The following is a 21,722-nucleotide window of genomic DNA, read 5'->3' as shown; positions in this document are numbered from 1 at the left end:
ATGTCAAAAATCGAAGAATTTCGCTCTTTTATGCACGAAATAAATGTTGATACATTTATGTTGAATACTAAAGACGAGTATTTAAATGAATATTCAAAAGAGTTAGCAGAGTTATGTGGCTTCACGGGAACAAATGGGCTACTTATCGTTACAAAGAGTAATAAGTGCCCATTTTTTACAGATGGACGCTATATCACACAAGCTCGCAGTCAGCTCGATCAGGGCAGTTTTCGAGTATATAATATACAAGAAGAGGATCCACACAAATGGGTAAAAGCAAACTTAACATTGACTACCTCACTGGGTTACTATCCGCAATATTTTACTATGAAGGACATAAGAAAATATGAAGGCATTTGTAAACTAGTACCATACTTAATTAAAAAAGATAGTAGTCATAAAGCACAAACAATAGTTTCACATGTATCTGGTGAGAGTGGTAAGGATAAATGTGAAAGAGTAGCTAAAAACATAGAGGCTGAAGCAGTGCTTCTGACTGATCCAAATTCAATTTCGTGGTTATTAAATTTAAGAAATGAAAGTTCTGAATATACTCCTTGTATATTGGGTCGTGCTATATTGTATAAAAATGCCAATGTTGATTTATTTATTCAAGATAAAGAACATTCAACTATAGAAGCAAATTTTGATAACCATATAAATGTTTTTGATATTAGTGAGCTAGAAAATTCACTACATAAGTTAAATTTGGTGGTGATAGATCCAAGCACGACTCCAATGAGCATTATGAATGCAATAGATCCCTTGTATAACCATTATTTAAATGAAAAATCAGCTTCGGTGTCATTCCAGTGCTTGACCAGAAATAAAAAAGCATGGATCCCAGTGTCAAGAACTGGGATGACAATAAGTAATGAAAGAGGTCTAATAGAAAATAAGCAGATAATTGAGAAGGAGGATCCTTGTTTGATTCACAAAGCAGTAAAAAATCAAACTGAAATAACTGGAGCTATAAGTGCGCACATCAAAGATGGAGTAGCAGTTATAAATTTTCTATATTGGCTTGAAAACAATATTGACAGTGAAATTACTGAGCTTGAAGCTGAAGAAAAAGTTTTAGAATACAGAAAAGAGCAGAATTTGTTTAAGCAACCGAGTTTTCCAACAATTTCAGCATTCAACGAGAATGGAGCAATCATTCATTACCGTGCAAGCAATAAGACAAATAAAGTCATTCAAGAAGATGGACTGTATTTAATTGACTCTGGTGGTCAGTACCTTGATGGCACAACCGATGTTACAAGAACTATAGCAATTGGTAGTCCAACCAATGAGCAACGAGCTCACTACACAATAGTATTAAAAGCTCACATTGCGATAGCAAGTGCGGTCTTTCCTTCTGGCACTACTGGTGGAGAATTGGACATATTAGCGCGTATACATTTATGGAAATTTGGAATGGATTACATGCACGGTACAGGACATGGAGTAGGAAGTTACCTTTCGGTACACGAAGGACCGCAAGCAATATCAAGAGGAAATAAAGTGGAACTCATTCCAGGCATGATACTTTCTAACGAGCCTGGTTATTATATTCCAGGAAAGTATGGAATAAGAATTGAGAATCTGATGTATATTGAAAGGCGAGAAAACGTCTTTTTAAGCTTTAAACAATTGACCTCTGTTCCTTATGATAAAAAGCTAATAGATATACAAATGCTTACTGAAGATGAAGTTAAATGGATAAATAGCTATCACCAATTTGTTTATAAAAATATAGAAAATGGCATAAAAGATAAGGAATGGTTAAAGAGAGTATGTGAACCTTTAAAATAGTTAATTTGTCATTTAATTAAGTATTAATATAGTTGTTCTTGTATTGTTTTTAATTAAAAACAATATATAATATTAGTTTCAAATAGGTGTAATTATGACAGATAAAGTGCAAGATGATGAATTTATGAAGCAGTACATGGATACTTGCAAAGAGCAAATAGAAAAATTGGCAAGCGACCCTAATTTGCTTCAACAGACCTTAAAGCCATTCATGCAAATGTCTCAGCAACTTATGGCTGGCGGTATGCTAGAAGGAAATATGCCTAGCATGATACCTGATATGGGTGGTATGGATATCAACAAGATGATTGCTCAGATGAAGGAAATGTATGATTACATAAAGAGTAATCACAAAGAGCTCATGAGAAAAGATGTTTCACAAATTCAAGAGCTTGATGATTCCAGCAGAAGATTGAGAGGCTTGATCAAGAAATTGATAGAGAAAGTTGAAGCTAAGTAGTATTTATTCATATCAAAGAGCTATAGCAGTAGTGAGGCTCAAATTTAGTATTACCATAGAGTTAAATATAAACATAAAGGGATGGAGAGATGATTGAACTTAAAAGCCAAGAAATTTGTCCAAATGGAAATAAGAAAAATTTGATTATTTTTTTTCATGGTTGGGGTTCAAGTGGCGATAATTTCGCTCACCTTGCTAAAGTTATGAGCAAATTTTTACCCGATTCATGTTTTGTGGTACCGAATGCTCCATTTGAGAGAGAAATAGGTGATGGTTATCAGTGGTTTAGTTTAGAGGATCGTAGTGAAGAAGCACTATATAATGGGGTGAAAAATGCTGCATCAATTGTAAATCATTTTATTGATACAAAATTAAAGGAGCTTAATTTAAAAGATACTCAGCTTTCTTTAGTTGGATTTTCTCAAGGAGCAATGCTTGCAATACATGTGGCTCTTACCCGGCTTCAGTCTTGTGCATCGGTTGTTGCATATTCTGGTAGGTTTCTTTCACCTTCAAAAATTGCACCGGAGATCAAATCAAAACCCAGCATATGTGTTATTCATGGTGACGCTGATGATGTGGTACCTTTTTCTTCCCTTGATTTAGCGGTTAAAGCTCTGAAAGAAAATGGAGTAAACGCTCAAGGATACCCAATTCATGGATTAGGCCATATTATTAATGAAGAAGGAATAAGGTTAGGGGTTGAGTTTATCAAGAAGAATTTTGGAAATTAATTTCCATGCACTTGTTTTGCTTTGGTTACGGATATGTAGCTAAATTTCTATCGAAAAAATTGCTAAATTTAGGCTGGAAAGTTAACGGTACATCAAGAAATAAAGATATACAACTTTTTGATTATGAAAAGGTTGATCAAGATCTGCTTAAAAGCGTAACACATATTTTAGTTTCTATTCCTCCAGACGGCGATGATGTTATGGAGAGATACGGTCATTGTCTGGAGAATATTAAATGGCTTGGTTATCTGTCTGCAACTAATGTTTATGGTGACCACTGTGGTAATTGGGTGAATGAGGAATCTGAAACAAAGCCTATAGAAATTAGAGGAGAAAAGCGCCTTGAGTCTGAAAAGAAGTGGCTAAGTAGCAAATTGCCTGTACATATTTTTCGTTTGGCTGGGATATATGGTCCTGGTAGAAATGCGCTAATTGACCTGCAGCTTGGCAAAGCAAGAAATGTGAAAAAAATTTTTTCTCGTGTTCATGTTGAAGATATATCGAATATTTTATTTTCTTCCATGCAAAATATAAAGACTTATGAGATATACAATTGTGCAGATGATTTACCTGCTACGCAATCTGAAGTGGTCACGTATGCAGCTGAGCTTCTCAATATTAGCCCTCCAGAGCCAGTTGAGATTTCTTCCGTACCAAATTACGCACGGGGTTTTTATTTAGGGTCAAAAAAAGTAAGCAATACTAAAATTAAAAAAGATCTTGGTGTCTCTCTAGTTTATCCTAATTACAAGGTGGGTTTAAAGAGTTTGTATATATTAGAATAGAGAAAATAGATTGCCAGATGCAAAAAATTTTTCTTGAATGTTCCTTGTTTTGATGTAGTACCACTAGGCATACTATTATATAGAGGTAAATATGTTCAGCACTCAATCGCTCCCGGTTGAAAATATTCTATTACATCAAGCCGCTTATAATGGTAACATAAATGAAGTTAGGTTATTACTTAATGTAAAAACTGATATCAATATCAAGGATAAAAAAGGATTTACAGCCTTGCATTTTGCTGTTTATTCAGGACATTTAGACGTAGTAAAGTTACTAATCAGTAAAGAAGCTAATATTCATGCAAGAACTACTAAAGGCAGTACAGTTTTACACTTTGCTGTTGCAGCTAAAAGCAAAGCTATAGTAGAGGAGTTAATTAAAGCGGGAGCTGATCCCAATATAAAAGACTGTACTGATGGTAAGACACCTTTACATATTGCTGCTCAAAATGGACTTGTAGAAGTTGTAAAGGTGTTACTTAATACTCAAGAAATTGAGATTGATGCTAAAGACAATGAATTTGGTATAACAGCTCTGTACTTAGCCTCTCAGAACGGACATACTGAAATAGTTGAACTATTAATTAGCACAAAAAATGCTGATGTTAACATAGTAGATAAAAAAAATAATGTCACACCCTTGTATCTAGCTGCTCAGAATGGGCATGCAGCAGTAGTTAAGTTGCTTCTTGATAATGGTGCTAAAGTCAATGGCTGTGATACCAGTATGAATCCTTTGTGTGTAGCTATTGATAATGGCCATGACGAGGTAGCTCAATTATTACTTAGTGTAGAAGGGGTGGATGTCAATATTGGCAATCAGCTTGGCAATACACCTCTACATATAGCAGCTATGAAAGGTAATGAAAAAATGGCAAGATTACTGCTAGAAAAAGGTGCTGATCCTAATATTAAAAACCTTTCAGGAGATACTTCCTTACAAGCTGCTGAATACATAAGAAAAATTAGCTGGCATGATAATCCTCCAAATGTACAAGGAGGATTCTTCGTGTTAGTTGGTTCGAATGGAATATATTCATTTCAGCAATTTTATGAGCAAAAAAAAATTATGGAGCTTTTGGTACAACATATAAAGGATAGCAGACCTAGCTCATCAGTAGATGAAATTGACGTATCTGTTCAGCAGAGTAGCAAAATAAGATAGATGAGAAAACTAGTTTGTGACATTGGCGTCCAGTTAAATTTACATGGATTCCAGTGTCAGCTACTCGAATGACATTATGGAAGCTGAGATGACATGGTGGGAACTGAGATACAAGAAGAGAAGCACTCGTTTCACATGCATCTGTCTCAGTGATGTAAATTCAACTTTACCCTATTTGCAACCCTCAAGGTGGGAATGTTCAAAAAAGTGTGTCAAACCGAAAAAAAGTAATAAATTGATATAAAAAAATGGAGGTTTGACAATGAGTCAAAAAGTAGTAAACAGAACTAACGGATTGGTAGATTATAAAGAGTTGGAAACAAATATCCTGTCGTCTATACGAGAAGGAAGACCGTTGACAGGAAAGGAGGGAGCATTAACACCATTTATAAAAAAGCTGCTGGAGGCGAGTCTAGAAGGTGAAATAGAAAACCATTTATTAGCTGAAAGTGAAGAAAATAATCGCAGAAATGGGAGGAATGGAAAGACTTTACGTACAAGTGCAGGTTCATTTGAGCTGTTAACGCCAAGAGATAGAGAAGGAAGTTTTGAACCGCAAATAGTCAAAAAAAGGCAAACAAGCTTACATCCAGAGCTTGAAATGAAGATTTTGAGCACATTTGCCAGTGGTATGAGCTATAGAGATATAGCGTCACACGTTGAGGAAATTTATGATCACAAAATATCGGCAGCAGAGATATCAAGTATTACCGACAAATTACTGCCTATAATCAATGAATGGCGTAGTCGTCCACTGCAATCAGTATACCCGATAGTATTTATGGATGGGATGTTCTTTAAGGTCAAGGAGGATGGACATTGCGTAAGTAAATGTATGTACAATATATTGGGCATAGACCAAAATGGCAGAAAAGAAGTCCTGGGCTTTTATTTGGCTGAAAGTGAAGGAGCTAACTTTTGGTTGGGAGTGCTAAATAACCTCAAAGAAAGAGGAGTAGAAGATATTCTGATTGCATGTGTAGATGGGCTAAAAAGCTTTCCTGCAGCCATCAACAGTGTATTTCCCAGTGCAGAAGTGCAGCTATGTATAGTACACCAAATAAGAAATTCTCTGAAATATGTATCCAGTAAAGATGTAAAAGTTTTCATGAATGATCTGAAAAAAATATATCGTGCTTCAAGTAAAGAAATTGCTGAGAATTATCTGCTTGAGCTGGAAGAAAAATGGGGAGAAAAGTATCCTTTAGTTATAAAATCCTGGCAGAACAATTGGGAAAACTTATCCAGTTATTTTAAGTATTCTGGGCCAGTTAGGAAGCTGATTTACACCACTAATCCAATTGAGGGGTTGCATAGACAAATCAGGAAATTTACTAAAACTAAGGGTTCATTTACTAGTACAAATGCCTTGTACAAACAGGTATATTGTGCTATAAAAAAGGTAGAGCAAAAGTGGATTATGGCTCTCCCTAATTGGGCTTTAACTATGTCTCAACTTGATATTTTCTTTCCAGATAGATTGAAAATTGAGTTGAACTAAAAATGCGGCTTGACACACTTTTTTGAACATTTCCCTCAAGGTCCCTTGACTATAACCCTAGCAATTCTTTTCTAATTTCTTCTTTAATTGTATCAATAATCTTTTGATCAAGTTTATTTATTAAGGAATCATCAATACCTGTGATGTCATCTGGATTTTGTATCATTTTTTCAATAGCATCATCTATTTTTTTTACTCTTCCTTTATTAATTTTCTCAAACATAGGTTTAATCTTCACATAACCAGGAGCACCTTTACTATAAGTCCCTGTGTTTTGATTGATACAACCGCCAGCACCGTATTTTTTATTCACATAGCTTCTACTACATTTTTTTACATTTTCATACCCAATCTTACCATTCCTTATGTATGCTATTTCATTATCCTCTCTAGAGTCTAACTTATCTCCTTTTACAACTTCTTCTTCTAGCTTTAAATTTTGCTCATGAATTATTGTATCTTTGTAATTCTTTCCCCCATAGGTTCTGTATGTACCTCCACCTGCAACAGTAATTAAATCTTTACAAATTGTTTCTAAAAGGTCTCTGCACATTTTTATTAAAGTTGGTCCCCCATCTTTGTTAGATTTATAATCTTCTTGCCCACCACCACCTTCTGTTACTTTTACTTTAATGTAGGGATAATCGGGGTTGATTTTTAGTTTAGCTTTAATGTAATCACCTGGCATTCCTGGTCTATTTTCTGTAGACTGAGCTTTACCATCTATATGACCAGCTTCACCACCTCCCCATGCTTCTATTTCAACGTAATCATACATCGATAAGTCATCTGTGTAGCCATCTCCAAGCTCATAAGACTCTTTATTACTCCTTTCAAACTCCTGCTTCTTATTTCTCAATTGCGTTACTATTATTTCACGCAATCTCTTTTTTAAACCCTCTAAATCGAATCTACACAATTTATCAGCATAAAAGACTTCTGTTCTATTTGCTTTAATCGGTTGATTTTTTAATTGTGTGCACTTTTGTATTTCACCTTTCTCGTTTTTTACTGTTTTACCATCTTTATCCTTGCAATCCACTTCCTCATATCTTAAGTAAAATAGTTTATCATTCTTATCTTCATACTGTGTTGAGCGACTACATACTCCATCAAAGCAGAGACAACCATCATCACCTTGCTTACATTTTTCTTTATGTTCCCCATCTATCAATTTATATACTATCTTGCATGTGTTACAATTTTGTTTTGTGTCTATCTCTTTATCCTCTTTCGTCGTGCAATTATCTCTAGACTTATTTTCAGCAGGAATGGAAATATATCCTTTTTTATTGAATATTATTTCATTCAGTGCATCTTGTGGCTTTGCTAAAACCTCAATTGTTTCGTTACAGGGAAAATAATAAAGCTGATTAGACTCCTTTGAATAAACAGTATTGTATTTATTGTATCTTGCCCCCATTGATTTTAGCGATATTAGCTCACTTCCTTTTTCAAGAACGAATTCCTCCGGTTCTGGCTGCCAACCAGAAAGGCATAACATTTTACTTTTAGGATTTTCTTTATATTTTACTTCTACTTTTGGATATCTTGAGTCATCTAGTTTGCACTTACCATTCTGAAGCTCTTTACATTCTGCTTCGATATCGGGAACACACCCATATTTTTCTAGAACTTCAAATTGCGAATTATTTTTTAATACACCTTCTATTATGTTATCGATATCACTTTTTCTATTACCGCTATTAGTTGTTTTTTCTACTATTGCTGGCTTTACTACTATTAAAGGCAGATGGCCAATGTATGTAGGAGAATTTTTATTAACATAAAAAGTACAGATGCCATTACTGTGAGTTCCACGTGCGTCATAAGTACAAACGTTCTCACTCATCTTCATTTTTACCTCTAGCGTATTTTCATTTACTACCTTTATTTCCTCAGGCTTTGGAGCAGTTGGTGATGGAAAACAACGGGCAGGAAATTGTAATTTTCTTTTTGATTCTTCTTTTTCAGTACCATAATATTCAGCGCAGAGCTGATCTTTCTTTCTATAGGTTTTGAAATAATGGGTAGTATCTTTATCTGGAATAGGATATGTCCAACTTGGAATATTCTTGTGATTTGAAACAGCAGATGGAACATATATCTCCCTTCTTTTCTTCAGCTCACCAATAATGACTCCAACTCTTGGATGAAAGTAATCATTATCTTGGTTTCTTATAGGAACAATTCTAACTTGCGGTGGTGACATTGCAAGTTGTTCACAAAATGGAGGTGGGCCAGGTGCAAGTTGCACAGGGGCACACTTTACTTTTGTTTGATAGCATGTATCACAAGCTTTTTCCATCTCTCCAGGACGAAAAATATTTTCCCCAGAAAATACTCTAGAGCCCCATGAAGAAATTCCTGACATGCAAGCACCCTTTTGGCTACAAGCACATATCTTAGGAGAATTAGCAAATTTTACTTTTTCTTCATCAGTAACACCATCTGCCCATTCCCACTCAAGACCCTGTGTCATCTGTCCATGAATCTTTCCATCATTCAGAATTTTATCCCCTTCCCAATCGATAAAAGCTGCTGCAGAAACTCCAGCTCCTGTACTCTGCGTTCCATATATCTGGCGGCAGGATGTTCCACTGGATAATATATAACAGTTGTCGTTTCCTTCGTAATCGCAGACCTTAATCTTTGGATCGAAGTAACCTTCTGGTCCCTGATTATTTACTGCTGTAACTTTAATAAATTGCAATAATTTTTCGTCAAAGTCTAAATCGCTCCACTTGCCTTTAAAAAAATTTGCAATACCTTTTCCTGCTTTACTTCCTGCAGCTTCAATTTCAGTATTACTTTTTACAAATGTTGGACAATCAGCATATCCTTGGTAAGAAAGACAAAATATCAAGGAGAATATCAATAAAAAATTAAGCTTTACATTTTTCATAGAACACCGGTAACCACTTACTCACTTTTTCGCCTTTTTCCTTCATCGCCTCATACATATACTTTATAGTCTCTTTATTAGCTGAAAGTACATGTATTTCTTTCATATTTTTCAAATCTAGATTTAAAGTTACTAAACCTTTGTATTGCTTGATCAAAAATAAACCTTCCTGTGTTGGTGTTTGCAAAATGACATTCAGTTCCTCTTTCGACAGAGAAAATGCCTTCATGTATAATCTGTTTGCATTGATGTTCGGCATCAGAATCCTGGTATCGACATGCTTATCTAAATATTGAGTAAACTTGCTAGCAAATGCTAGGTTTAAGTTTTCAGTACTTAGAATTACTACAACATTTAACTTTGTCATTCTTTGCATCCAGTTGTCAAACTCTCCCTCTGTAGGAAAAATATTACTTATCTCCCATGCTTCATCTAAAACAAGTATTGCAGGTGAGCCATCACATTTTGCTTCGAAAGAGTATAAGAAATAGTAAAGTATCACGGACATACATTCTTTTTGCTTAGTGAGGTTTGCAGTATTGAGAGATATGATTTTTGTTTCCCAGTCAATGTCTGACTCATCACCATCTTGGAACAAGTAAGCAAATTCACCGTCACCACACCATTTACTTATTTTACCTCCAAGAAGTAAAAGCACTTCAGAAATTTGAGAAATAGAGCGCGATTCTCTTGGTATAGCAAATATAGAATCTACAATTTTTTTTGTCTTTTCTTCTACGTCTACCAAACTTGCATCTGCAACCATCCTTTTGATCAATTCAACAAGCATATTGCGATTAGAAGCACTATCTTCAATGTTCAGTGGGTTAAATTTTAGACTTTTATCTTTATATTTTGGATCAATTATGTAATATTGGCCGCTTACTGCTTTAGTAAATATTATTGATTTTCCAGTATTATCCAATATAACAATCCTAGGGTTAAATTTTCTTGATTCCGAAAGTAAGAAATTGATCAGTGAGGTTCTACCTGAATTTGGAGCTCCAAGTATTGTGGTATGACCATTATTTTTCTTTCCATGAAAGTTAAAAAAGTAAGGACTGCCTTTTTTTGAAAAAAAAACTGTTACTGCTTCTTTCCATCTTCCTCCTTTTAACGTACCTGATGTAAAATCATGCAACATAGCAAAGCTGCAAGCATATTTTTCTAATATATTTTTTGGTTGTGTAACAAAAGCAAAGTTTCCAGGAAGCTGTGCCCAAAAATGATTTTCCATGTGCAGATCAGTTCTAAACATCATCAACCCGATTAACGACATTACAGAGGATAAATCGCTGATATTTTTAGCTAACCTATTCTTATCATCTGCAAAGATTGTAACAATAATTTTCTGTTGACAAAAATCCATAGCAGAAATTTTTTCAAGCTCTATTATTTCATTTATTCCTGAGTTTTGAAGTAAGCTATTGTCCTCACTGATTTGCAGTATATTAATTTGTTTTTTAAATTCTTTTACTGCTTTATTATTACTAGTAAATATTATTATCTCTGTGATGATAAGCTCAGAGTCAAGTTGCAAACACCTATCTATATTTTCTAAGGGGATTTCTCGATATTCCTTTATGCAAAAAATAGAACCAAACTTCTGTTGACCTTCAAACGATGTTTGAAATTTATTGAAACCAAAAGCTACTTTTAAATTTTTAACATGCTGCGATAGATCCCTTTCACATATTGGATAATCTTTGTGCGTTAATGTAATAATGTAATGGAGAAATTCCATCATTTGAGAATATATTTTGCCTTCACTAGACCTAAGGCTCAGTTTTTTAGCTCCAAAAGGTTCTAAATCTTTTTGAATCAGGTCAGTTATTTTTTGTAATTCTTGATGATTTTTTTGTAAAAATAACTTGTGCCTATTCTTTATCCTGCCAAAAAAAAATGCATTATTAATATGTTTGCCAAAATCACTAAGTAACACCACAATGTATAACTCATTTATATACTGTAGTTTACTATCAACTAGTTTATTAAACCACGTTGAGTGTAGCTGATCGGAAAAGTCTGCAGTTTTATTCCACTGTAAGCTCAGTTTATTGCGCTTACGGACAGTGTGAATCCAAACTGTAAAATATAAACTCTGGATATTTTTTGATATACTTTTTCTAATTTCAGTTCTAAGATCACTATAGTTATTAACTGAAGAATAATCTTCTAACTTGATTATTTTTAACAATTCCCCCTGTTTTGTTAGTATAGTTTCTTCATCGTAGTGGCAAGCATAAGGGATAAAATCTAAATTAATACTTTCTAGTAACGCTAAATTGTTCTTTTTTTCAGAATTAGAGCTAGTGGCTGGTACTTTTGGTTGCATACAATATTATGCGTATTCAATAAAAAGATAATAAAGAACCATCTATCTTACTTAATTATTATCTTCTTTTTTCTTATTGGATTGTAACTGTATGTCCTTTGCAAAGTTGAATTTTTCTTTCAGGTAATCTGTTGCCTTTTCTGTGCTTCCAAACATCATGACCAGTACGCCAAACATTATCATGAAAAAAATTAGGCCTCTGAACACTACTGCAAGTATCACTGTAGCTATACATAACCCTATAATTGTCGAAGGATTCATATTTTCCATAGTATCTTTAACTGAAAATGAAGAAATAAGTTCTTTCAACGTTCCTGGTATATTTTTCAATTCATCACTTGCTTTGCTAGAACATGACATGAAGATAAAACTTAACAGAGCTACAATAGCAAAAACCCTACCCAATTGAATATGCATCAGCTAAATACCTTTAAGATACTCCTCAAATGTAACAATTTTTACATCAATAGGCAAGAACCGAATTCACTTGCTCACCATAAGTAACTCATATTTAACTTTTATCACCGTGTTAGCTCTTTATTATCAATAAGAGGACTCACACTAATGGATGTTAATTTACTTGACAGAAAGTTTGAACACAATTCAGCAGCAGCTGCTGTAGCAAACACTGCAGCCACCACAAACAGTCCTGCTCCTACTAATCCTGATGTCATTGCTCCTGCAACAATGCACCCTATTGCTAAGAGAGTAGAACTTGTTACAAGTGCGACGTGAAGATTTTTGTTTTTGATTTTGCTATTATTTTCATAATTATTGGATTGCATTGTATCTTTTACCTTACTGCCTGCCACTGAGATCACACAATGAGGTGATAGCTGAGCTAGCCCTTCTTCAGTCTTCTTATAATATTTAGAAGGGGATCTTCTTCCGCTTGGCCCTTTGGGCCTTGTTTTGTTCGGATGTGCTAATTTTGTTTTTCCTTCATCTTCTAGTTGCAAACTATTATCTTCCTCAGCAGGGTTTAATTTTAAGTGTACACTTTCCTCAGATGAAATGCTTGTTACTGAAGTTAAGCTTCTCCTTCTGCTACTTAATGTCAAGCCAGATGAATTTATTCCACTATCTAAATCACTACTACTACTGAGTTGAGAAGTATTTGCACCGCTTGGCATTTCTACAGCATTTACAGTTATATTAGGCTTTTCGTTTTTTAAATCTTTACTATCAATCGAAAGGTCAGATTGACTAGAGAAACCATTCAATTGTGATTGTGCGATCTCCTTTCTTGCTTGCGATTGTTTTGATGTAAGAATTGTTGAAGCATCATAACGATCTAAACTTCTCAAGGGATTATATATTCCAGGGGTTCCTTTTCCACTTACACCCTTAGCTAAAGAATCGCTTTCTAGAGCATTAACAACCGAATTTTCAGCAATTACAACTTCACTAGGAAAATTTTTTTTCTTAAATAATCCTATAGCATTATCTTGTCTATCTGTTTGATGACTTTTTTGATTTTGAATAGTGCTACTAGAATGATTTTTGTCACTGCTTTTATTAGCAATCTCTGAAATTATTTTTAATATTTTTCCTCTTCTTGTTGGTGACCCTTGTGATTGTTCTATTTCATTGTTAGATACTGAAGGTTCGACCTTTAATTTCATTACTTCTTCTTCCAATACTGGAAGAAAGTTTTTGGTATAATAATTATAATATTCTTCTTGTTTTCTCAATGACTTTTCTAATTCAATTAATACGTTGGGAGCAGCTCCTTTGTTGAACAATTCTATGCATTCTGTGATAGTCCCATCTCCCTTTTTTGGACTTTCATTATTATGTTTTTTTTTTGTGACCTTTTTGTATATATTGGTGAACAGTTTACGATCTTCTTCATTACTCAAAGATTGAATAAGCTCTTCTATTTTATAAGGTAAATCATTACTTCTAGATTTTTTTAAAGTACCTAGCATAACATTCCTCTCATACAAATAAAATGTATGAATACCTCTTTAGCGTTAATTTTACATTAAAACTGGGCAGTTATGCCTTATTGCGGATAATTATAGCAATTTGCTAACTATTTTCTTTGCTGATTACTGATTTTACATTTCAACATAATTGCTTGCCTGTTGAACTAGCATATCTATCACTTCTTTTACAGGCTTTTCTCTATCAACCATGCCAACACTTTGACCGGCCATTAAAGATCCCGTTTCAACATCTCCATCAATTACTGCTCTTCTTAAAGCACCAGCCCAGAACTTTTCTATTTCAAGTTGCCCCTCTTCTTTTGAGATTTCTCCATTTTGATATTTATCAATAATATCTCTTTGATGCTTCATAAAATCGTCACTTGCTTTGTTAGCTATAGCCCTTACTGGAATTACAGGGAAATCAGCACTAATCTGCACAGAAGATACAGCATTACGCGCAGCTGATTTGATGAATACTTCTTTAAAATTTTTGTGAGCGATTGACTCATTCGTGCAGACAAATAATGTACCTATTTGACAGCCAATTGCTCCCATTTCTAGGTAGTTCACTATCATTTCGCCTCTTCCTATTCCACCTGCAACAAACACCGGTGTTTTCTCATTTTTAAAATGAGGTAATATCTCTTGTGCGAGAACAGAAGTGCTAACAGGACCGATATGTCCTCCTGCTTCCATACCTTCTATTATTAACGCATCTACTCCCATTTTTACTAACCTTTTCGCGAGGCTTAATGCTGGTGCAAAACACATAACTTCAATGCCCGCACTCTTGATTTTTTCTATATTAGGCTTCGTTGGTAGTCCACCGGCAAGCACTATATGGCTTACTTTCGTTTCAATGCACACATCTATCAACTCACTCAACTTTGGGTGCATAGTAATTAGATTTACACCAAATGGTTTGTTAGTTAATTTCTGTGTCTCTATGATTTCTTTTTTCAGTAAGTCTGGAAACATTGCACCGCAAGCAATCACGCCAAACCCACCAGCATTTGAGATTGCTGAAACCAAATTTCTCTCTGAAACCCAGCTCATAGCACCACCCATTATGGCAAATTCACTACCAAGAAAATTCGTTCCTTTTTTCCAGAGGCTACTTAACATATAACCTATATCATACGTTTAAAAATATTTTGTTTATCTATGAATGTGTGTTTTAAAGCGCCAAGTATATGTAAGACTATAAAGAGTATCATAAAATATGCAAGAATTGAATGTAGCTGATTAGCTGCACTAGCTAGATCTTCATTATGGTTAATTAATAAAGGGATATGGAAAAAATATTTGATCTCTTTGCTAGAAGCAGAAGACATGACGTAACCAGATAGTGGCATTAGCACCATCAAAGAATACAAGCCAAAGTGTATCATTTTGCTTGCATTGATTATGAATCGAGAAAAATTGGCTGGAAGTGGTGGAACATAAGTAAAGACGCGAAAAAATATACGTACTATAATTAATCCAAGAACGGTGATACCGCAAGCCTTATGAATAGCGTATATGCTGAATTTAATTTCACTGCTAATCGGCAAACTTTTCATGTACAGTCCAGAACCTTACTATTACCCACAAGTATAGAATTCATGAGCAAGTCTCCATCCTTCTGCTAAATCAAAGAGACGTTTCCATCCCTTCCACAAGGCTATAGGACCTGGTTCTAAGTCATTTTTGCGAGCTAAAAACCCTCCTAACTTGGCCACCCACCTCACAATTTCTCTTATAGGTGGTGGAGTCTCAGGATAGTTTTTTGTCTTAAGCATTTTGGTATATAAAACCTTCCATTCGTCATCAGTCAGTATGACAGTGCAAGAAAGATTCGGATTTGTTCTAGCTACCAATGTAATAAAAAATATTCTCCATGCAATTATACTCATAATTGTAAGAAAGCGGATCAATCTATCTGCTGTTTGGAGCCTACATTCTTCAACTTTAAGACCGGATTTCAAAATTTTATGAAAAACCTCTATTCTCCATCTTAAGCAATACCATTGTATTTTTTCTACTGCTTCTTCAAAATTATTAATATTTATATTTGTTAACAAAATCCAGTTTATGGGCTCTTCGCCAAATGGGGGATATCTTTCTATAACATAGACAGCATTTAAATTTAAATTAGGAAGTTTTTGGGTTTTACGTCTAGCGTTGTTTTTTGATGCATTCATCACAAAGTTACTAAACTTTACTTCTAAAACTGTTGTTCTTTGAGGTTTTTTATCGCGAGCAGGAATACTCACTTGAATTTCTCCTTGACAAGACATGCGATTCATCAAATCCCACAATCTTTCACCACCTTTTTCAGAATAAGTCGACTTCTTGTTTACTGTTCTGTTTTGATTTCCTCTTACTACAAAAAGAGATTGATTAGTGGAAGCAACTTCAAATAAATCATAAATATCTGCTTCTCTATCACAAACGGTAACTACCTTAACATCCTTTAATCCAGGATGTTTAGTAGAGTCTTTAAGTGATGCTATCCACCGTATGCTTTCTTTCTCTTCTATGGGAAGAGCAGTATTATGGCTTCTTCTTTTCAACTCCTTTAGGTCTTCAGTTAAGGAAGGTCTAGTACTAATTTTTTGATCCAATAATCCTATAGGTAGTCCTTCTGTTGTAACTGCAAACGTTGTATGCATCACTAATCCATGGGTTTTAAAATTAGTTGTTTTAGATGTTAATCTTGCTGCTATAATCCCTAATCCTTCGGTCTTTTTATGATTTTTATATGAAATATAACTCGTATCCTGGATAGCTAAGATAGTTGAGTATTCTTTAGCTCTTTCAACAGTTTTAATTATATGACTGTCTAATATTTTTCTTTCAGAAATGGCATCGTTTTGGAAAAATCTATAAGCTGCTTTACTTTGATGCCAATCTTCACAAGCTTGATTTATTGAACGCTCAGGCGATTCAGCAAAACTATTAACTATTTTTAGAAGCCTTTTACTTAATCTTATATCACCAAAATTAACAATTCCAAATTCACTTTCTGCCCATTCGCCAGTTGAGGTATTTATAGTTCTTTTCATCATATATTCCATTTTTAGACCATAGATCTATTTATAATAGAAAGTTGAATTAGTAAAATAGCAGCTTTTTCTCCATTTTTAGATTTATGGGTAATAGTAAGGTCCAGAACAAAGCATGCAAATAATAAGAGCAGACATTAACCAATGAATGATTCTTAAACCTAAGTTATATTTATTGTCTTTCATTAATTTTGATTACTCCAAAATAGGACTTGAAAAACTATTTTTTAGTCAAAATTATCTATACATAATTTTGCTACCTTAATCAACACAAGTATAATAATTGTAGTTCAAATAAATACTGTCTATCAGATCATAAGGAGATGGTGAATTTTAAGGAGTTTTTCTATTGTAACGATAGTTGTACTTGTGCAAGAAGCCTATTGACTTTAAGCACATTTTACCCTATACAATTTTAACATCTTAAACTTCCAAACATGCCAGATCTAAAGACAATGATGCTAAACTTTGGCCCTCAGCACCCAGCTGCACATGGGGTGCTACGTCTTGTTTTAGAAATGGATGGTGAAGTGATCGAGAGGGCAGATCCTCATATTGGGCTTTTACATCGTGGTACTGAGAAACTAATAGAGCATAAAACGTATCTTCAGGCTCTTCCTTATTTTGATCGTCTCGATTATGTGTCACCAATGTCACAAGAGCATGCGTATTCGTTATGTGTAGAAAAATTATTGCAGTGCGAAGTTCCGATTAGGGCAAAATATTTGCGTGTTCTATTTTGTGAGCTGACAAGAATACTAAATCATTTACTAAACATCTCTTCCCAAGCGCTTGATGTTGGAGCAATGACTCCTCTTTTATGGCTCTTTGAAGAGAGAGAGAAAATATTGGAATTCTATGAAAGGGCCTCAGGTGCAAGATTTCACGCAGCTTATATAAGACCAGGTGGAGTTGCAGCAGATATTCCAGAAGGTTTAATTGAGGATATTGCAAAGTTTATAGAGCAATTTCCAAAGTATATAGACGATGTTGATGAACTTTTAACGGAAAATAGAATATGGAAGCAACGCACTGTAGGAATCAGTGAAATATCAATAAAACAGGCGCTTGATTGGGGCTTTAGTGGACCAATGCTGCGTGCTGCTGGTCTCGCTTGGGATTTGCGGAAAAGCCAGCCATATGAGATATATGATCAGCTAGATTTTGATATACCAATCGGTCAAAATGGTGACTGTTATGACCGTTATTTAGTAAGAATGGCGGAGATTAGGCAATCTATCAGCTTGGTGAAGCAATGCATAGAGAAGATACCTGAAGGGCCAATAAAAACTGAAGATAGAAAAATCTCTCCACCGCCAAGAGCGGAAATGAAAGAATCTATGGAGGCTCTGATTCACCATTTTAAACTTTATTCAGAAGGATATCACGTGCCAGAAGGAGAGGCTTACGTAGCTGTTGAAGCGCCAAAAGGCGAGTTTGGAGTGTATATAGTTTCAGATGGTACCAATAGACCTTATAGATGCCGCATAAGAGCACCTGGCTTTGCGCATTTACAGGCCTTAGATTTCATGGCAAAAGGACACATGCTTGCTGACATTGCAGCAATTATCGGCTCACTTGATATAGTCTTTGGTGAGATTGATAGATAAAGTATTCGCAATTTCATATTCATTACATATTAACTTTCACCCTCTATATTGCACCTAAATAATTTATGAGAGGCTAATATGAGTTTTTTTATTGATGAAATAAATCTTTTTTCAAGTATAGACCTTTTTAAAGTCAAACCAGACTATCAAGCAAGAGATGATATTGAAACTAAAATAAGCGCAATTCTTCCATCTAAACATACAATTAATGTTGAAGGAAGTGATATTAAAGTAGAGTTATTTCATTCAGATATCACTGATGCACAACTAGAAGAAATTGAAAAAGTTATAAATGACACTTTTAAACTATGTCAGAAATATAAAATTGTTCCAAACAATACAGATTTTAACTTCCGTATGTTTCTGTTTGAAGATAGTAGTCAATACAATAATGTACGTAAAGTATATTTAGGAAGGGAGGAAGATACATCGGACGAGATGGGACTTACTATTAGTAAACTAAGTGAACCATTTGCACTTCCTGATGTGTTAATGAAGTTTCTTCCCTCGTCTGAAATTAACTATCTTACTCTCTCTCATGAGTTTGTACACTGTATGCAAGAGATGACAAAGCATAAAGATTTACCTCCGTTAAAATTGCTGGAAGAGGGTACTGCAATGGGAATTTCATGTGAGCTCTTAGATGAAAATGTATGCAATACTCCATGTCAAAAAGGAATAATGGATGGTATTAAGACAGTCTTTGCTAAAGATATACGTTTTATAAATAATTCCCCATCTGATCTCACGGAAAGTGACAATTATTCAGTTGGGTTAGTAATGTTCAATTTTCTTCAAGATCAGCATCCTGAAATTATCAGCAAAATTTATGAGAATTACTTAACAGGAGGTACTGCTAAACTTACTAATATGTGGCAAAGGTTACACTGCATTGATTCAGAATTTCGATATTGGTTGCTTGGCACTACTGCAAAGAAAATACGTAGTCAAGATAAAATAAACTATGATCTAGAAAAAGAAATACTTCGTGATATTGAAGAGCATTCTTGTACACAAAATCCTGAATTTAAAAATATAGTGGATAAATTTTCTAAAATGTATAGCGGAACTCATGAAACATTAGAGTGGGCAGAACAGATCCTTGAAACTTATTTCATTTAATAGAAAGACTTCTAAAGTTGATGTTACCTTGAGTTAAACTTTATAGATTTACAAAAGGTTAAAGGATAGAAAAAAATGAGCAAAGCTGACAAGCATTTTTTATGTTAGCTCTGCTCATAGTACAAAGAGCTTATCAAAAAAAGCTAAGATAGGTCAACTTTCACTAATTTTTCCTATGAATTCATCGTCCATGATTTTTAGCTTTTACGATGAATACCTTGGACGTTAAGCCGCTTAGTAGAAGGATTTGCTTGTGAGATATGTTAATTACGTGTTAGCACATCTTCTATTAAAAACTGCACAAATTCATTGCCATTCCAGTAATTCATAGAGATTTTACCTAAAATTGATTCAACATTTCCCTGCATGATAGCAGAGCCAAGCTCAGTATTTGCACAGCGAAACGCAATAGCTTTGACCATAACATTATCGTCAGCAATAAAACATTTTATATGGTCAACTCCTACAACTTCCGGCTTTCTTATCTTTGCTCCTTGGATGATAAATCTCGGTTCAGGATTGCCAACACCAAATGGCTCTAAGCGTTGCAATTGATTCCACAGGGATAAGTTTATTGCTTTAGCTGTTACTATGCCATCGGCTTTTATGATTTTGTCATTTGTAGAGTTTGCAAATCTTTCAGTAAAAAAATCATGTAGATCACTTATTTTATCTTCTTCAATCGAAAATCCTGCTGCCATACTGTGACCACCACCTTCAATGATTAGGCTGGTAAATTTTGCAGAAAGAACCGCGGCACCAATATCTACTCCAGAAATTGACCTACAACTTGCTTTTCCTATTCCGTTGTTTAAAGATATCACTATCGTTGGTAGGTGAAACTGCTCCTTTAGTCTTGATGCAATTATACCAATTATTCCCTGGTGCCAATTACCACTTACCATTATAAAATTTACATCTAATAAGGTAAATTTTTCTGCCTGTGTTGTAGCTTCTAAGAGAGCCTCATTTTCTAACACCTTCCTTGCATTATTTAAATCTATTAATTTTAGCGCGATTGAATGCGCCTCTTCTTCATCATCGGTGGAAAGCAATCTTGCACCAAGAGATGCTTCTCCAATTCTTCCTCCGGCATTTATACATGGCCCAATACTAAACCCTAATCGTGAAACACTTGGTTTTTCAAGGGTTCCCAAAGCATCAAACAAAACACGCAAGCCAACGTTTTTCCTTGCTGACATAACTTTTAATCCTTGCAAAACAAATGCTCTATTTAGGCCTATAATTTGCATAACATCGCAAACAGTTCCAAGAGCAACCAAATCCAGTAGATCAAATAAATCTGGTTCTTTTTTGTAGGTAAAAAATCCTTGCTCACGTAAGCTTCTGTTAAGAGCAACAATTAGCAGAAATGACACTCCAACTGCTGCTAAGTTATTATAAGGAGAGCTCTCATCAAGGCGGTTGGGATTAACAACTGCTACAGCGTTTGGTAACTTTTCTGTACCAAGGTGATGATCGACAACTATAATATCAAGTCCAAAGACTTTTGCATCTTCTATCGGTTGATATGCAAGCGTACCACAATCAACAGAAATACATAAATCAATTCCGTTCTTTTTAAGTTGTAATAAAGCATCTGTGTTCAATCCATAGCCCTCATCAACACGATCTGGAATATAGATTATAGAGTGTGTCCCAATCGCTCTTAGGTACCTATTAATCAATGCTGATGACGTTGCGCCATCAACATCATAGTCACCAAATACTGCAATATTTTCATTATTGTTTATTGCTTTTATTATGCGAGAAACAGCTTTATCCATATCAAGGAGGTGAAAGGGATCTGGTAATAGCGATCTGATTAGTGGATGTAAGAAGTCATGTGCATTTTCGATGTTAACACCACGAGCAACTAATATTCTTGCTAATATTTCTGGCAACTCAAATCTCTGTATAAGAGTTAAAATTTCCCTTTGATCTGCTTCTTGTAACTTCCACAGTGCATTTGTTATACTGCGTTTTTCAATATCAAGTAGCATATCCTTTGTAAATAAAACTACTTTACCAGAACTTTTAAGCTTGTTCTATAATTGTATTAGACTTCTGCGTAACCTAAAGAAAGATATAGGAGGGTGTCACCCGAAAGGAATCACATTTATTTTGACAAAGAGCATCTACAAAATCTGATACTTCTTCTTACATAACATGCTCTTTAATTAGTAATATATCTATATTAGTATATAAGTGTGAATATTATATTAGTGTAATTACTTTTTAGGTATGCATGGCAAATTTATGCCTGGAAATGGTTTTTAATTACTCGAACCTTTTCTACCTTTATTTTATATTCTTTAAAGTATTTC

The 21,722-nt window shown here is 34.5% G+C and carries 16 protein-coding genes; 8 read left to right on the top strand and 8 right to left on the bottom strand.

The features are described from left to right. The 6 genes from HGO49_RS02580 (at nucleotide 1) to HGO49_RS02555 (ending at nucleotide 6,442) form a co-directional block, all read left to right on the top strand. On the top strand, nucleotides 1-1,797 hold the full coding sequence (locus HGO49_RS02580) for an aminopeptidase P family protein (RefSeq protein ID WP_012481871.1): 1,797 nt from the start codon (nucleotides 1-3) through the stop codon (nucleotides 1,795-1,797). A gap of 94 nt (nucleotides 1,798-1,891) precedes the next feature. Beyond that, complete coding sequence (locus tag HGO49_RS02575; protein ID WP_017532168.1) at nucleotides 1,892-2,257, top strand: hypothetical protein; 366 nt, start codon at nucleotides 1,892-1,894, stop codon at nucleotides 2,255-2,257. A gap of 89 nt (nucleotides 2,258-2,346) precedes the next feature. Beyond that, complete coding sequence (locus tag HGO49_RS02570; RefSeq protein WP_017532167.1) at nucleotides 2,347-2,991, top strand: alpha/beta hydrolase; 645 nt, start codon at nucleotides 2,347-2,349, stop codon at nucleotides 2,989-2,991. A 5-nt stretch (nucleotides 2,992-2,996) separates the two neighbouring features. Further along, nucleotides 2,997-3,776, top strand: coding sequence for an SDR family oxidoreductase (locus HGO49_RS02565; RefSeq protein WP_017532166.1), 780 nt, complete (start codon nucleotides 2,997-2,999; stop codon nucleotides 3,774-3,776). A gap of 91 nt (nucleotides 3,777-3,867) precedes the next feature. After that, nucleotides 3,868-4,941, top strand: a complete 1,074-nt coding sequence (locus HGO49_RS02560) for an ankyrin repeat domain-containing protein (protein WP_017532165.1) — start codon at nucleotides 3,868-3,870, stop codon at nucleotides 4,939-4,941. A gap of 262 nt (nucleotides 4,942-5,203) precedes the next feature. Then, nucleotides 5,204-6,442, top strand: a complete 1,239-nt coding sequence (locus HGO49_RS02555; protein ID WP_017532164.1) for an IS256 family transposase — start codon at nucleotides 5,204-5,206, stop codon at nucleotides 6,440-6,442. A gap of 49 nt (nucleotides 6,443-6,491) precedes the next feature. On the opposite strand, the gene HGO49_RS02550 is transcribed toward HGO49_RS02555, so the two are convergent. The 7 genes from HGO49_RS02550 to HGO49_RS02520 form a co-directional block, all read right to left on the bottom strand. Then, nucleotides 6,492-9,347, bottom strand: coding sequence for a hypothetical protein (locus tag HGO49_RS02550; protein ID WP_017532163.1), 2,856 nt, complete (start codon nucleotides 9,345-9,347; stop codon nucleotides 6,492-6,494). Further along, nucleotides 9,328-11,682 carry a VirB4 family type IV secretion/conjugal transfer ATPase gene (locus HGO49_RS02545; protein WP_017532162.1) on the bottom strand — a complete coding sequence of 785 codons (2,355 nt, stop codon included), beginning with the start codon at nucleotides 11,680-11,682 and terminating at the stop codon, nucleotides 9,328-9,330. Before HGO49_RS02545 ends, HGO49_RS02550 begins: the two co-directional genes overlap by 20 nt. Nucleotides 11,683-11,733: 51 nt before the next feature. Beyond that, the gene (locus HGO49_RS02540) at nucleotides 11,734-12,099 is read right to left on the bottom strand and encodes a hypothetical protein (protein WP_017532161.1); all 366 of its coding nucleotides are present in this window, start codon (nucleotides 12,097-12,099) and stop codon (nucleotides 11,734-11,736) included. A 104-nt stretch (nucleotides 12,100-12,203) separates the two neighbouring features. Beyond that, entirely contained in the window at nucleotides 12,204-13,613 is a 1,410-nt protein-coding gene (locus HGO49_RS02535) for a hypothetical protein (protein ID WP_017532160.1), read from the bottom strand. A 132-nt stretch (nucleotides 13,614-13,745) separates the two neighbouring features. Next, a complete protein-coding gene (locus tag HGO49_RS02530; protein ID WP_017532159.1) occupies nucleotides 13,746-14,741 on the bottom strand; it encodes an NAD(P)H-dependent flavin oxidoreductase in 996 nt (331 codons plus the stop codon). Between the two features lie 5 nt (nucleotides 14,742-14,746). Next, nucleotides 14,747-15,178: a cytochrome b gene (locus tag HGO49_RS02525; protein WP_017532158.1), complete on the bottom strand. Its 432-nt coding sequence runs from the start codon at nucleotides 15,176-15,178 to the stop codon at nucleotides 14,747-14,749. Between the two features lie 21 nt (nucleotides 15,179-15,199). Then, entirely contained in the window at nucleotides 15,200-16,666 is a 1,467-nt protein-coding gene (locus HGO49_RS02520) for an IS4 family transposase (RefSeq protein ID WP_172758531.1), read from the bottom strand. Nucleotides 16,667-17,100: 434 nt separating this feature from the next. Here HGO49_RS02520 and HGO49_RS02515 point away from each other — a divergent pair, with 434 nt between their 5' ends. Next, nucleotides 17,101-18,273 (top strand): NADH-quinone oxidoreductase subunit D, encoded by a 1,173-nt coding sequence (locus HGO49_RS02515; RefSeq protein WP_017532157.1) that lies wholly within the window; start codon nucleotides 17,101-17,103, stop codon nucleotides 18,271-18,273. Between the two features lie 78 nt (nucleotides 18,274-18,351). Then, on the top strand, nucleotides 18,352-19,395 hold the full coding sequence (locus tag HGO49_RS02510; protein ID WP_017532156.1) for a hypothetical protein: 1,044 nt from the start codon (nucleotides 18,352-18,354) through the stop codon (nucleotides 19,393-19,395). Between the two features lie 263 nt (nucleotides 19,396-19,658). Here the strand turns inward: HGO49_RS02510 and recJ are convergent, their stop codons facing one another. Then, entirely contained in the window at nucleotides 19,659-21,398 is a 1,740-nt protein-coding gene (recJ, locus tag HGO49_RS02505; protein WP_017532155.1) for a single-stranded-DNA-specific exonuclease RecJ, read from the bottom strand. Between the last annotated feature and the right edge of the window lie 324 nt (nucleotides 21,399-21,722).

Origin of the sequence: Wolbachia endosymbiont of Diaphorina citri (genome assembly GCF_013096535.2) — a bacterium.
Taxonomy (GTDB): domain Bacteria; phylum Pseudomonadota; class Alphaproteobacteria; order Rickettsiales; family Anaplasmataceae; genus Wolbachia.
The sequence above is the reverse complement of the archived record's forward strand: the minus strand, read 5'-3'. Positions and strand labels throughout refer to the sequence as shown.

Bases quoted from the DNA above. Each gene is read 5' to 3' on its own strand.
- HGO49_RS02565 (WP_017532166.1), top strand. From the start codon at position 2,997: ATGCACTTGTTTTGCTTTGGTTACGGATATGTAGCTAAATTTCTATCG.
- HGO49_RS02560 (WP_017532165.1), top strand. From the start codon at position 3,868: ATGTTCAGCACTCAATCGCTCCCGGTTGAAAATATTCTATTACATCAA.
- HGO49_RS02535 (WP_017532160.1), bottom strand. From the start codon at position 13,613: ATGCTAGGTACTTTAAAAAAATCTAGAAGTAATGATTTACCTTATAAA.
- HGO49_RS02530 (WP_017532159.1), bottom strand. From the start codon at position 14,741: ATGTTAAGTAGCCTCTGGAAAAAAGGAACGAATTTTCTTGGTAGTGAA.
- HGO49_RS02520 (WP_172758531.1), bottom strand. From the start codon at position 16,666: ATGATGAAAAGAACTATAAATACCTCAACTGGCGAATGGGCAGAAAGT.
- HGO49_RS02545 (WP_017532162.1), bottom strand. From the start codon at position 11,682: ATGCAACCAAAAGTACCAGCCACTAGCTCTAATTCTGAAAAAAAGAAC.
- HGO49_RS02575 (WP_017532168.1), top strand. From the start codon at position 1,892: ATGACAGATAAAGTGCAAGATGATGAATTTATGAAGCAGTACATGGAT.
- recJ (WP_017532155.1), bottom strand. From the start codon at position 21,398: ATGCTACTTGATATTGAAAAACGCAGTATAACAAATGCACTGTGGAAG.
- HGO49_RS02570 (WP_017532167.1), top strand. From the start codon at position 2,347: ATGATTGAACTTAAAAGCCAAGAAATTTGTCCAAATGGAAATAAGAAA.
- HGO49_RS02550 (WP_017532163.1), bottom strand. From the start codon at position 9,347: ATGAAAAATGTAAAGCTTAATTTTTTATTGATATTCTCCTTGATATTT.
- HGO49_RS02555 (WP_017532164.1), top strand. From the start codon at position 5,204: ATGAGTCAAAAAGTAGTAAACAGAACTAACGGATTGGTAGATTATAAA.
- HGO49_RS02510 (WP_017532156.1), top strand. From the start codon at position 18,352: ATGAGTTTTTTTATTGATGAAATAAATCTTTTTTCAAGTATAGACCTT.
- HGO49_RS02525 (WP_017532158.1), bottom strand. From the start codon at position 15,178: ATGAAAAGTTTGCCGATTAGCAGTGAAATTAAATTCAGCATATACGCT.
- HGO49_RS02540 (WP_017532161.1), bottom strand. From the start codon at position 12,099: ATGCATATTCAATTGGGTAGGGTTTTTGCTATTGTAGCTCTGTTAAGT.
- HGO49_RS02515 (WP_017532157.1), top strand. From the start codon at position 17,101: ATGCCAGATCTAAAGACAATGATGCTAAACTTTGGCCCTCAGCACCCA.
- HGO49_RS02580 (WP_012481871.1), top strand. From the start codon at position 1: ATGTCAAAAATCGAAGAATTTCGCTCTTTTATGCACGAAATAAATGTT.